The 12,590-nt window shown below is 51.7% G+C and carries 10 protein-coding genes and 1 tRNA gene; 8 read left to right on the top strand and 3 right to left on the bottom strand.

The features are described 5' to 3' along the window. The first annotated feature begins 386 nt into the window (after nt 1-386). Nucleotides 387-1,802: a M43 family zinc metalloprotease gene (locus tag ACYVAD_RS14060; RefSeq protein ID WP_461140135.1), complete on the top strand. Its 1,416-nt coding sequence runs from the start codon at nt 387-389 to the stop codon at nt 1,800-1,802. 82 nt (nt 1,803-1,884) lie between these two features. Here ACYVAD_RS14060 and ACYVAD_RS14055 read toward each other — a convergent pair whose 3' ends face one another. Both ACYVAD_RS14055 and ACYVAD_RS14050 read right to left on the bottom strand, forming a co-directional pair. Continuing rightward, nucleotides 1,885-2,490 carry a hypothetical protein gene (locus ACYVAD_RS14055; RefSeq protein WP_461140134.1) on the bottom strand — a complete coding sequence of 202 codons (606 nt, stop codon included), beginning with the start codon at nt 2,488-2,490 and terminating at the stop codon, nt 1,885-1,887. A gap of 278 nt (nt 2,491-2,768) precedes the next feature. Further along, a tRNA-Gly gene (locus ACYVAD_RS14050) sits at nt 2,769-2,841 on the bottom strand. Nucleotides 2,842-2,969: 128 nt separating this feature from the next. Between ACYVAD_RS14050 and ACYVAD_RS14045 the strand changes: the two genes are divergently transcribed. Then, the gene (locus ACYVAD_RS14045; RefSeq protein WP_461140133.1) at nt 2,970-5,039 is read left to right on the top strand and encodes an OPT family oligopeptide transporter; all 2,070 of its coding nucleotides are present in this window, start codon (nt 2,970-2,972) and stop codon (nt 5,037-5,039) included. Here the strand turns inward: ACYVAD_RS14045 and ACYVAD_RS14040 are convergent. Further along, complete coding sequence (locus tag ACYVAD_RS14040; RefSeq protein WP_461140132.1) at nt 5,029-7,494, bottom strand: family 78 glycoside hydrolase catalytic domain; 2,466 nt, start codon at nt 7,492-7,494, stop codon at nt 5,029-5,031. The two genes, ACYVAD_RS14045 and ACYVAD_RS14040, sit on opposite strands and share 11 nt — an antisense overlap. A 100-nt stretch (nt 7,495-7,594) precedes the next feature. Here ACYVAD_RS14040 and ACYVAD_RS14035 point away from each other — a divergent pair, with 100 nt between their 5' ends. The 6 genes from ACYVAD_RS14035 (at nt 7,595) to ACYVAD_RS14010 (ending at nt 12,500) form a co-directional block, all read left to right on the top strand. Next, nucleotides 7,595-9,079, top strand: coding sequence for a xylulokinase (locus tag ACYVAD_RS14035; protein ID WP_461140131.1), 1,485 nt, complete (start codon nt 7,595-7,597; stop codon nt 9,077-9,079). 25 nt (nt 9,080-9,104) lie between these two features. Next, entirely contained in the window at nt 9,105-9,329 is a 225-nt protein-coding gene (locus ACYVAD_RS14030) for a DUF433 domain-containing protein (protein ID WP_461140130.1), read from the top strand. Continuing rightward, nucleotides 9,326-9,568, top strand: coding sequence for a DUF5615 family PIN-like protein (locus tag ACYVAD_RS14025; RefSeq protein WP_461140129.1), 243 nt, complete (start codon nt 9,326-9,328; stop codon nt 9,566-9,568). Before ACYVAD_RS14030 ends, ACYVAD_RS14025 begins: the two co-directional genes overlap by 4 nt. A gap of 222 nt (nt 9,569-9,790) precedes the next feature. Beyond that, nucleotides 9,791-10,552 carry a hypothetical protein gene (locus ACYVAD_RS14020; protein WP_461140128.1) on the top strand — a complete coding sequence of 254 codons (762 nt, stop codon included), beginning with the start codon at nt 9,791-9,793 and terminating at the stop codon, nt 10,550-10,552. 87 nt (nt 10,553-10,639) lie between these two features. Continuing rightward, a complete protein-coding gene (gene xylA / locus ACYVAD_RS14015) occupies nt 10,640-11,974 on the top strand; it encodes a xylose isomerase (RefSeq protein ID WP_461140127.1) in 1,335 nt (444 codons plus the stop codon). 70 nt (nt 11,975-12,044) lie between these two features. After that, the gene (locus tag ACYVAD_RS14010) at nt 12,045-12,500 is read left to right on the top strand and encodes a hypothetical protein (protein WP_461140126.1); all 456 of its coding nucleotides are present in this window, start codon (nt 12,045-12,047) and stop codon (nt 12,498-12,500) included. Nucleotides 12,501-12,590: the final 90 nt, after the last annotated feature.

The raw sequence follows: 12,590 nt of genomic DNA, 5'->3' as shown, positions 1-12,590 counted from the left end.
AATAAAATCAACAGTAAGTAGTTTATTGCTTCTTGTTATACGTCACTGTTGAATAGTTTGGTACATCTCATCTTGATGACCTCTTGCTGCCGCTAGTTTGGCGGCCGGTGCAGCAACAATACTTAGCAGTCGACCAGACACTGATTACTTGTCCAACGGCATATTAAGATGATGGAAAGCTGGACGAAATAAAGTCAGTAGAACTTCATCAAACAGCACTATCAACGACAATGATGATCATTACCTCATAAGAGTTGTTTCCTTTCACCAGCAGCTAGGTAGACAACGTCGATTTGTTTCTTTTTGCTAGGTTATTTGACAGATCCATGTCCATGCCTTGTCTCAACCGTATCCGGCTAAATCAATGCTGCCTTGCCCTACTGGCAATGACCGTTTGGACCTGTCGACCACCAGCCGATGAGGTGTCGAAGAAAGCCAGGCTGCAACTAGTCCTAACTGGTAATAAGCCACTCAAACCGGTTTATTTCTGGGAAGACTCCCTGCACCGCCAACTAAGCTTGGAGCTTTATTACTACGACCAGAATCAGGCCTTCACCGCTCCACCCGAGCCACCTCAGTTCCTGGTCGATGGTCAGCCGTTCGCTGGTAATACCTTTGTCTTTCCCAGCCCTGGCCAGTACACCATCTCGGCCCGCGTCAAAAACCGAACCAGCGATAACCAACTCGTGCTTACCGTGAGTCGGGCCGCTGATTATCTCCAGAAAGTCATCCTTAAAGCCCCCATGCTTCTGCTCAATGCCGATTCAGTCAGTCAGCTCCCTCTGAGTTATGAGCTGATTCCTAAACAGGGCAAACCACTGGATCCGGCAGACTATCCCTCCCTTCAACTGTTAGCCGACGATCGACCTCAACCGACCGCATCTTACTATTCGACCCGCCAAGTCGGTTATCACCGGTTGTATGCCTCATTTTTAGGCGTACCTTCCAATGGCATATTAGTGACCGCTCGCCCAGCCATCAACTACCCCCTGGTTCGCTTGCCGGTTATCATGCACGTTCCCCAGGCAATGGTTGATCAGGTCGACCCAGCCGCCCTGCTGGCCCATGTCAATCAACTCTTCCGTCGGTCGTTACCATCAAGCACGCCTAACCAGGCTGACGCGTATATCGAGTTCTACCCCGCTACGCTGGACCCAACTGGCCAGCCACTGGCCGTCGCGGGCTTGCATCCCCTGAGCGTTACCAATCCAGATTCTGCCAGCCAGGCTCAACGTATCGTTGGCGATCTGCTCCACCAGTGGTGCCCTCGTCAATACCTCAACGTAGTAATCGGGATTGATTGGTACCGGCGCTACCCAGTAGGCTATTCCTATGCCTTTTACCCGACACTACAACCCACAGGTAGTCCACTACCCAGCTGCGCTGACTTAAAAACGGCCGATTGGTCCAAGCCTGAACTTCCTGCGGTATACATAGCGCCCGAAGTCCTACCAAATGCCGGAGGGACTATAGCCCATGAGATAGGCCACTTTCTGGGTCTGGGACATACTTTTTCGCTGAGCTGTAACGGTACTGGGCAATTTGCCGATGTACCCATGCATCTGGAAGCATACGTTGATGCAAACGGGCTGAAATATAGTTGCCAGCGGGCAGCTTTTGTATCGGATTATGTAATGGACTATCATATAAACCACCGGCGTAGTTTTACCCGGGATCAGGTGAGCATGATGCGTACGGTTCTCGAGCGGGGCAGTTACGTACCTACCTTTTCAGTCACCAATAGTCAGTCAAGCAAACGAAATGCGCGCTGGACACGGGAAACAGGAACAATCATTCATTAATAATTGGGGGGCATTGCTGTGACCACTCGCCGATTCGCCTAGCGATAGATTTTTGCTTATCAGTTGGTGGCACAGTTGCTTTCTACTTTCTAAATGTCGTGACGGCTTCTTCGTAGATACGCACCCCAGGTATCTCCCGCACTCCCTCCGCAATGGCAGTTTTAATGGCTCCCTCGTCAATGGTCCAGTAACCATTCGGAATTTGGTTACGATCAATCACTTCAAATGTCCAGCGCATCTGCACACCTTTAGGCTTGTCGATAACAGCTACCTTCGGAGTCAGCCAGTTGGTAGTATCGGCATGATCGGCGGCATCCTGTTGAGCGGCTTCGGCTTGCTGATGCTCCCGGATTCGCAGCATCTCCCGGTTGTAGTGCTCAACAGCATCCTTTAGTGGTTGCATAGCCGACAGGATCGGGGCAGTTAGCTGCTTTTCAAGCTCCATCCAGTCATGCTTTTGATGGTCGAGCTGCCGGGTGATCTTAAGCCGTTCAGCGGCCACCAGTTTCATTAGCTCATGTCCTTGAGCAACATGCTTGATCAGAGCCTCCTGCTGCTCTGCGCTCCCACAAATGGCTGGCTGACGACGTAAGAATGAAACGTAATCGTTGAGGGTCGCTTCCAGTAGCTCGCGGCCATTGGAATCAGTTAGGGAAAGGGCGGTACTTTGCTGGGTGGCTTTAGTCATATTGCAACAACCAGCGTATAATACAAATGTTATCTAACTCATATAACTATAGGCTATACAATGCCGCCGGGGCCCTACCATCGATCACTCATTGCCTGAGCATACTGTTTACGTCTAATGACCTTTAATTCATGGCTAGTAGGGATCAAATAAAACACTATATGCTTCGTAGATTATTATCATAAAGCAAGCAGACATTTGTTTCAACCACAGATCAACAAAAGCAAAAAGCGCTTATGGCTACTGCCATAAGCGCTTTTGTTAAATATTTGCACTTGAGCGGGAAATGGGTCTCGAACCCACGGCCTGCAGCTTGGGAAGCTGCCGCTCTACCAACTGAGCTACTCCCGCTTGCGGAAAGACAAACATACGTTCAAGCGGATGATGTTGTCAAGAGATGCGGGCGAAAGAATTGCTCACACATGCAAACTCATCTGTTTTCGACCCTTTTCGCGTACTTTCGCCAAAATCGTCATTCTATGCAACCAGCTTCTGCTCATAAGCCATTTGTTCCGGCTGTTGAAGCCCCCGCCGAGTTTACCCTGAAAGCCATTATTACGGGTGCCGTCTTTGGCGTCCTGTTTGGAGCAGCCACTGTGTATCTATCGCTCAAAGCAGGACTTTCGGTATCAGCCTCCATCCCGATTGCAGTACTGGCTATCTCGCTGGGACGTAAGTTTTTGAACACGACCATTCTAGAAAATAACATCATCCAGACCACGGGGTCAGCAGGCGAGAGTATTGCCTCGGGCGTCGTGTTCACCATGCCGGGGTTTCTCTTTCTAACCAACGGTACCGGCGCCGATTTCTTTAATTACTGGACGATTCTGACGCTCGCCATTCTGGGTGGCTTAGTCGGTACCCTGATGATGATTCCGTTACGTCGGTCGCTAATTGTTCAGGAACACGGTACACTCCCCTACCCCGAGGGCACGGCCTGTGCCTCTGTGCTGATCGCCGGTGAGAAAGGCGGGAATTTCGCCAAAACAGCTTACCAGGGACTGGGTGTAGCTCTGGTATACGCCGTCCTGCAAAAAGTGCTGCATATCGTTGCCGAAGTACCCGTATGGGCCACGAAACAGGCTAATCGGTATTTTCCGTCGGCGCAGGTAGCGGGTGAAATCACGCCCGAATACTTAGGTGTGGGGTATATTATTGGCTTTCGCATCTCGGCCGTATTGGTGGGTGGCGGTATCCTGGCTTGGCTGGGATTGATTCCATTGCTGGCTTCAGTCGTTCCGGGCGACACCATTGCCTTGCAGCTTCAGAAATTAGGGTATCTCACCGATTTGCAAAAGGCGGGGGGACCGGGAGGGTGGAATCCGACGACACATACCTTTTCCGATAATGCTGCCGCCATCTACCGGGCTTATATCCGGCAGATCGGCGCAGGAGCTGTTACGGCGGGTGGATTTATGACGCTGTTAAAGACAATTCCAACCATCGTTTCATCATTCCGTCAGAGCTTTAGTTCATCGTCTATTGGTGCGATTGAAACCGAAAGTAAGCTTAGCGAAAGCAGCCGTGTGCCCCGTACCGAGCAGGATTTAAGCGTTAAGATCGTGATTATCGGCAGTATCATTCTGGTAGGGCTAATGGTCCTGCTTCCGCAGATACCAGGTGACTCGTTTCTGACCAAACTCCTGATTGCCATCTTGGTGATCGTGTTCGGTTTTTTCTTTGTGACCGTCGCCAGCCGGATCGTTGGTCTGATTGGCTCCAGTTCCTCACCCGTATCGGGAATGACCATCGCCACGATCATGGGTACGTCGCTGGTCTTTATTGGCTTTGGGCTAACGGGGAAGGCGTATGAACCTGCCGTACTGGTTGTCGGTAGTATGATCTGTGTAGCGGCTGCTAATGCAGGTGCTACGTCGCAGGACCTCAAAACGGGGTACCTGATCGGCGCGACGCCCCGCTATCAGCAGATTGCGCTATTCATTGGTGTCATCGTTTCTTCGTTGGTCATTGGGGCAACCGTTAAAGTGCTTGACACGCCTACACCAGACTTACTGGCGCAGGGTATTACACACGCCATTGGCTCGGACAAATTTCCGGCCCCCCAGGGTACGCTGATGGCTACGCTGATCAAAGGTCTTCTGTCGTTCAACCTCGACTGGCAGTTTGTGCTCGTCGGCGCATTTATCGCCTTTGTGTTTGAGCTGGTCGGCGTTAGCGCCCTAGCCTTTGCAGTAGGCCTCTACCTACCCTTATCGACCACCTTGCCCATCTTCGCCGGAGGGCTTGTCAAATCGCTGGTTGACTGGCAGGCCAAACGCACAAACACCGTCGAAGAAGACGCAGATCTCGGCAAAGGAAATCTGTTCGCTACCGGGCTCGTTGCCGGAGGAGCCCTAGCAGGAGTTGCCGTGGCGCTGCTCTCTGTCAACGAATCGGTCTATAATGGTCTGGCTTCCCTAACGTTAGAACCGGCGCTGGCCAATACTTTGGGCGAAGGAGGTTACATGCTACTCGGGGCGCTCACCTTTGCTGCTTTAGCCATTCTGCTGTACAAAATTGGCACCAAGCGGGATAACGCTACAAACTAATCGTCTGCTCTCCGCCCTTCAACGCGAGCGATTTACCGCGCCAGCGTAAGGTACCGGTCATGCTGGCGGGTAACGTAACGATACCCGTCAGCCCGCCCGAGGTCGTTTTCTGAAACTTCACGGCAATATCACCAGCAGGATGTGGCACACTGCCGGTAACGCTGTTCAGTTCGCCCAGGAACGGCTCGATGCGTACCGATCGGAATCCGGGCTCGGCGGGCCGGATTCCACAAGTAGTTGACAACAACTCGTAGAGGGGCGATGCGCTCCAGGCATGGCAGTCGGACCGAGTGGGTTCTGGATTCTCGGCAAAGGTCGTCAACCCTATCGCCAGCATGTCACGCCAGGGTTTCAACTGCGCAATCAACTGATCACCCAGGCCGGTCTTTTTGAGCGCTTCGAATAGGTAAAATTTGAAGTAAAATGTAGCCTGCGTCAGAGAATCAGCCGCTACGTTGGTCATGACTTTCTGTAGCAGAGTCGTTTGCTGGGCCGTGGGTAAAGCATCCGTCAGGACCGCCAGTATATTGGCGTGCTGACTGAATGACGTTTTAGCGGGCGTATCGGCAAACAAACCTCGACTGGGTACCCAGCATTGTTCGTAGACAGCTTTGTTGAGTCGTCGGCCCAAATCGCGGTAGTATTCGGCCCGTTCGTTCTGCCCGTAGTGCGCTAATATATCCCCGGCCCGAAAATACGTATAGGCCTGCTGTAGCGTCAGGATGCTTGACCCACCGGCACGCGCACCGGCGGGTACACCACCGGCCGTTTCGCCACCGGCGTTTTTCCAGGCCGACCAGTCAACGAAATTCCACCACTCCAGCGGTCCGTTCATGCCCGACTTTGTCAGCCGTTGTTCGTGCCAGTTCAGGACGCTCAGTATACCGGGCAGCATGGATTTCACGAAGGCGTCGTCCTGCCGGTGCATCCAGTAATCGTGCACCATGCAGATCCAGAACAGTGAGAACGTAGGAATCACCTGAAAGTCGGCGCTGGGGTAGCGACTCTGCGTCAGCCCGTCATTAAAACGGCTGTGGTCAAAGTCCTGAATAGCTTTGCGCATCAGTCGATCATCGCCCGTTACGTATAACGAAATCAGCGATTGTACCCGCGTATCGCCCACGTACTGAAGCTGCTCGTAATACGGACAGTCGAAATAATTTTCCCCCGCGCACAGCCGAGCTGTTCGCCAACCTACTTTCCAGATGGCCTGGAGTGCAGTGTCGCCCTTCATAGAATTACCCGCCACGGAAGTAGCCACCGCAGCACTTCCGGTAGTAGCTATCGGTGTAGTGGCGTTAGCCGCAAACGTTGCCTTTTCCGAAAATGGATAACCCGTATACTGGCCAACCAGATCGTTCAGCACCAAGGGCTGATCCTTTGTTTCGACGGTCAGTTGTAAATACCGATAGGTACGGAACCAGAGTGGTCTGAACTGGCGCTGATTGCCTCCATCGGCTACAAACTGATCATCGAAGCCACGTATCGTCCGTCCGTTCACTTCATTTCGATTGCCTTTTTTCCCGGCAGCATCAACCAAGGCTTCAGCATACGTAAGCGTAATCACACTCCCTTTGCCCTGGCTCACCGTTAGTTCGGGATAGGCATTCGTTAAATGACCTTGATCAATCAGAAAAGTGGCTTTTCGGTTAGCAGGAACCGTAACGGGCGACCGACCAGTTAGAAAACTATTGTCCATCGTTCCGTTTTCTACCCGGCGAACGGTTGCCAGTCGTTCCTGATAAGCCTCCATCAATGGAATAGTTCGCGGGACGAGTTGCCAATTACCATCGGTTCCTAACCCGCGTGGCTTGGCCCTGAACCAGTGGGGTTTTGCCGCTACCCAGGCGGCATCGTCAAAGGCGGTTTGCTCCCAGCCCCAGGGATATTGAGAAGCATCAACTTTATCGCCGTCTCCCACAACGATGTACGTATGAAGCTTGGCGTTGTCATTTTTGATTGGCGAATAGGCCTGGTTCTGTACTGCTTTCCAGGTCGCGTCAGAATTGATTACTTTTTCAGTCTCGCCATCCCCCTGCATAATGAACCCAAGCTGATAGCTCATCTGGGCAAACGGAGCTGATTCGCCCAGGTGCCAAACCTGAGCGGCCAGTACGTTACGACCGACCTGTAGGTACGGTGCCAGGTCCAGTGTTTCGTAATTCCAGTTCAGAATGTCGCTCCGAGCGGGGCCCATGGCTACGGGCTGTCCGTTCACAAACAATCGGTAGCGGTTATCGGCGGAGACATGCACGATAAAGCGAGCGGGTTTCTGGGGTAGATTGATCGCTTTTCGAAAATGAAAAATACCGTATTGTTTAGCCGGCGCGGTCGGATGCGCAATCCAGCGGGCGGTCCAGTACTGGGTTGCCCAGTTTGGTGCCGTTTGGGCCCAAACAGTAGCGTATCCACTGAGTAGAACAAGAAGAAGCGTCCGGCGGAAAAACGTATTCATAGCGCAGCAAGTTACAGCGCAAAGAGACAATTTCGGCGCGCTTACTGATTATCGAACGTTCGTTGTACTTTCGCAGTGAATTCTATAAACCTCTTTCCGCATGTTCTTTATTGGCTTCGACCTGGGTAGTTCTTCTGTAAAAGCTTGTCTGGTCAATGCTGACACCGGCGTGGCCGTTGCTTCAGCCTTCTTTCCCGAAACCGAAATGGCTATCGAAGCGCCTAAACCCGGTTTTGCCGAACAACAGCCCGAAAATTGGTGGAAGAACGCCTGTATGGCGAGTAAAGCCGTGCTGCAACAGGCCAATGTGAATCCCGAAGACGTAAAGGCAATCGGTATTTCGTATCAGATGCACGGCCTGGTCGTGGTCGATGAGCAACAGAATGTATTACGTCCCTCCATCATTTGGTGCGACAGCCGGGCCGTTCCATTCGGCAATCAGGCATTCGACGACCTTGGCCATGACCGGACATTGCAGCACTTGTTGAACTCACCAGGCAATTTTACGGCCGCCAAACTCGCCTGGGTAAAAGCGAATGAGCCAGGGGTATACGCCAACGTTGCCAAGTTCATGCTTCCCGGCGATTATCTGGCGATGCGGATGACGGGCGATGTTGTTACCACCGCTTCGGGCTTGTCAGAAGGAGTTCTCTGGGATTTTCAGGAGAGTCAGCCCGCCGAATTCCTGCTTCACTATTACGGTTTCGACAAGTCGCTCTTAGCGAATATAAAACCTACGTTTGCTCCACAAGGCGAACTGACCGCGTCGGCAGCCGCTGAGTTAGGACTAGCGGCCGGTACACTCGTTACGTACCGCGCAGGCGACCAGCCCAACAACGCCCTGTCGCTGAACGTACTGGAACCGGGTCAGATTGCAGCGACAGCTGGTACGTCAGGCGTGGTGTACGGCGTGAGCGACAAACTGGACTATGATCCTAAATCGCGCGTCAATACGTTCCTGCACGTTAGCCACACGTCCGAAACACCCCGCTACGGTGTTCTTCTCTGCGTGAACGGAACGGGAATTCTGAATAGCTGGCTCCGTAACCAGATTTTACGCCGGTCGATTAGTTATAATGACATGAATCTGTTGGCGCACGAGGCTCCCATCGGCGCAGAAGGATTGCTCTGCCTGCCTTTTGGCAACGGGGCCGAACGCATGCTGGAGAACAAAGACCTGGGCGCTTCATTTCACGGAATCCAACTGACGCGCCACGGCCTGCCTCACCTGATCCGGGCGGCCCAGGAAAGTATCGTATTTGCGTTGTACTACGGCATCCAGATTATGGAGAGCGTGGGTGTAGGCGTTCAGACCATTCGCGCCGGAGAGGCTAACATGTTCCAGAGCCCACTCTTCCGCGACACAATGGCTAACCTGACCGGGGCTACCATCGAGTTATACAATACAGATGGTGCACAAGGAGCCGCCCGTGGCGCGGGCATTGGCTTGGGTCATTACAAGAATCAGCAGGACGCCTTCATTGGCCTTAACGTGACAAAAACTATCGAGCCCGACATGCGAGCGCAGGAAGCATCGCGCAATGCCTACAACAGCTGGCTGGAACTACTTGAATCGAAATTGTAACTTGTTAGTTAAACTTACTTTTACTATGGTAGACTATCGCCAGATTATTACCATTGAACCCGGAAAGCGAGGGGGTAAACCTTGTATTCGTGGTATGCGGATTGCCGTAGGAGACATTTTGGCCTGGTTAACATCGGGGATGACAATGGATGAGATAATCAGCGATTTCCCGGAACTAACCACCGACGACATTTACGCCAGCCTAGCCTTTGCAGCGCACAAGGAAAACCACCTTCGTATCGCAGCATGAAGCTACTTCTGGACCAGAATATCTCATTCCGAGTTGTAAAGAAGTTAAGAGAGGTTTTTCCTGTTGTGGAGGGCGTTCGGGAGAATGGTCTTTATAACAGGGAAGACCGCGCCATCTGGGAATTTTGTCGCCAGCAGAACTATGCCGTTGTGACCTTTGATGAAGACCTTTACAATCTGACGGCACTGTACGGGCATCCCCCCAAAATCATCTGGTTGCGGAACAGGCAATCTGGCTAATGATCAGATTGTGACCTTACTTGCTATTCATAAACCTACTATCGAATCTTTCGTAGTAGACGAAGAAATAGACTCAGATGGGTGTCTGGCAATCTATCAAAATGGCACTCAGTATCTATAAACCAATCCGTTTTAGATTCATGGTCTGTCAGGCGAGAATCGAATGAATGTACATTAAAGTAATGTTTCATTGCCTATATTTCGGTCAACTGATACACGCCTATGAAAACGTTCTCTTTACTCCTTCTGTGCCTGCTTGCCCTGGCATCCTGCTCTCCTCAGGCCCAACTCGTTACGTTACGTGGTAACAACGTTCAGACTGTTCCAACTCAAGGACTAGTCCTGGACAACGATACGTTGACGCTCACCTACGACTTTTCCAGTAGCCGGGGCCTCATGCATATTACGCTGGTGAACAAACTCAAGCAGCCGCTTTACGTCGATTGGAAGCGCTCGTCGTTCATCATTGGCCAGAACAAGATGGATTACTGGTACGACGTCTCCGATGTAAATCTATCAGGCACATCTTACAGTTCTGGACTATACCGACGTTACGCAGTTAGTAACCTCAGCGGCACCATCACCAAAGCTGATCCTGTTGGCTTTATTCCCCCTAACACGAAAATTGAGAAAAAGGACTTTGTCGTTTTTCCAGAAGGAAATCTCATTTTGAGGGGCCAGCCGGATATTACGCAGCAGAAATCCAAGGTCAACCCGAGCCGGAAACAACCTATCGCGGTCAGCACCTTTACTTATTCCGAAGAAAAATCACCGCTCACCTTCCGAAATTACCTGACACTGTCGACCGACAAAGACTTCAAGAACGAATTTCATATCGACACGCAGTTCTGGGCATCGGATGTACAGGTGTTACCTGAAGCCGAGATAGTTCTCCAGCAAGTTGTTAAAGACAACAACACGTATGTCGTTCCAGCTCCTTTTAGAAAGCCGGACGGATTTTACATTACTCTACCCCAACAGTAGTAAATCAGCTTATTTATCTTGCTGTAGTTGACAAGGTCCCAAAGGTATCTGACCTTTGGGACCTTATTCGTTCCAAAACCAGCAAGTATGGCTCAATTAACCCTTGGCGACAAAGCGTATTTCCCGTTTGTCGAGAAACCCATTCAATACGAAGGCCGTGAATCGGACAATCCGCTGGCATTCAAATTTTACGATGCGAATCGTCCGATCCTGGGCACGCCCATGAAAGATTTGTTCCGGTTTGCTACGGCCTACTGGCACACCTTCTGTGGGACAGGAGGAGATCCGTTTGGACCAGGTGTTAAGCATTTCCCCTGGGATGCCAACGCCGACGCGCTGGGCGCGGCCCACGAGAAAATGGATGCTGCTTTCGAATTCATCACCAAAATCGGGATGGAGTATTACTGCTTCCACGATGTGGACGTAGCCCCCGAAGGCAAATCCAACGCCGAATTTGAAAAGAACTTCCGGGCCATTGTCGATTACGCCAAGCAAAAACAAGCGGCCAGTGGTGTTAAGCTGTTGTGGGGAACGGCCAATCTATTCTCGCACGAGCGTTACATGAACGGCGCCAGCACGAACCCAGATTTTCACGTTCTGGCCCACGGCGGCTGGCAGGTGAAAAATGCCATCGACGCAACCATCGAGCTGGGCGGTCGGGGTTATACGTTCTGGGGCGGTCGCGAAGGCTACATGTCGCTGCTGAACACGAACATGAAGCGGGAGCAGGAGCACCTGGGTAAGTTCCTGCAAATATCCCGCGATTACGCCCGCAAACAGGGGTTCAAGGGTTCGTTCTACATTGAGCCGAAGCCAATGGAGCCCACCAAGCACCAGTACGACTTCGATGCGGCTACGGTAGTTGGCTTCCTGAACAAATTTGGTCTACAGGACGATTTCGAACTCAACCTTGAGACTAACCACGCAACGCTGGCTAATCACACGTTTGCCCACGAGCTGCAGGTTGCGGTTGACAACAACATGCTGGGTAGTATCGACGCGAACCGGGGTGACTACCAGAACGGCTGGGATACCGATCAGTTCCCCGTCGATGTGTACGAACTGACCGAAGCCATGCTGGTCATTCTGGAAGCGGGTGGTTTCAAATCAGGCGGGGTAAATTTTGATGCGAAGACGCGCCGGAATTCGACCGACCTCGAAGATATTTTCATCGCCCACATCGGCGGTATGGATACCTTCGCCCGCGCTGCCATTGCCGCCGAAGCTATTCTGGGAAAATCGAAGTACAAGCAAATGCGGACTGATCGCTACGCCAGCTACGATTCGGGGGAAGGTGCCCGCTTCGAAAAAGGCGAGCTGACGCTGGAAGACCTGCGCGAGTACGCTCAGAACAATGGTGAGCCAAAACAGCTCAGCGGCAAGCAGGAACTGTACGAGATGATCATCAATCAGTACATCTAGTTTTCTCTTCAATTGAAAACAGCCCAGTCAACCGATTGGGCTGTTTTCTTTCTTAAGTGATATTCCCATCATGAAACACCTATTCCTTTTTCTCCTGCTGTCACTTTCGTTTCCCGCCTTGTCTCAGTCAACCGATGAGGCTGCTGTCCGGGCGGTCATTGATAAACTGTTTACGGGAATGCGCAAAGCGGACTCGTCGACGGTGCAGTCAGTCTTTTTGCCCACTTCTTCGCTGACCAGCGTTAGCATGAAGAAAACAGTGATGGTCCAGGAAGACCCCATCGCGAAATTCGTTACGTCAGTGGGTCGACAGAAACCAGGCGCTTTAGACGAACGACTGGCGTCGTACGACATCAAAACGGAACCCTTATTGTCCACCGCCTGGACCCCGTATGTCTTTTATTATAACGGCAAGAAAAGTCACTGCGGTGTTAACACGTTTACGCTAGTAAAAATGGAGCAGAAATGGTACATTCTCAGCATCATCGACACCCGACGAACCGACTCCTGCCCAGATCTTCCTTAGCCGAATCGAGAACTCTTTTTCTTTATCGTAGTCAGCCTGCCGTTCGAAATCGCAGGCTTTTTTTATGCGTCAAACCGAAACGCAGTAAGC

The sequence above is a fragment of the Spirosoma pomorum genome (assembly GCF_054776615.1).
This window is presented reverse-complemented; position numbering and strand designations above follow the sequence as displayed.

Bases quoted from the DNA above. Each gene is read 5' to 3' on its own strand.
- ACYVAD_RS14045 (WP_461140133.1), top strand. From the start codon at position 2,970: ATGCAACCAGCTTCTGCTCATAAGCCATTTGTTCCGGCTGTTGAAGCC.
- ACYVAD_RS14055 (WP_461140134.1), bottom strand. From the start codon at position 2,490: ATGACTAAAGCCACCCAGCAAAGTACCGCCCTTTCCCTAACTGATTCC.
- xylA (WP_461140127.1), top strand. From the start codon at position 10,640: ATGGCTCAATTAACCCTTGGCGACAAAGCGTATTTCCCGTTTGTCGAG.
- ACYVAD_RS14025 (WP_461140129.1), top strand. From the start codon at position 9,326: ATGAAGCTACTTCTGGACCAGAATATCTCATTCCGAGTTGTAAAGAAG.
- ACYVAD_RS14060 (WP_461140135.1), top strand. From the start codon at position 387: ATGACCGTTTGGACCTGTCGACCACCAGCCGATGAGGTGTCGAAGAAA.
- ACYVAD_RS14020 (WP_461140128.1), top strand. From the start codon at position 9,791: ATGAAAACGTTCTCTTTACTCCTTCTGTGCCTGCTTGCCCTGGCATCC.
- ACYVAD_RS14030 (WP_461140130.1), top strand. From the start codon at position 9,105: ATGGTAGACTATCGCCAGATTATTACCATTGAACCCGGAAAGCGAGGG.
- ACYVAD_RS14035 (WP_461140131.1), top strand. From the start codon at position 7,595: ATGTTCTTTATTGGCTTCGACCTGGGTAGTTCTTCTGTAAAAGCTTGT.
- ACYVAD_RS14010 (WP_461140126.1), top strand. From the start codon at position 12,045: ATGAAACACCTATTCCTTTTTCTCCTGCTGTCACTTTCGTTTCCCGCC.
- ACYVAD_RS14040 (WP_461140132.1), bottom strand. From the start codon at position 7,494: ATGAATACGTTTTTCCGCCGGACGCTTCTTCTTGTTCTACTCAGTGGA.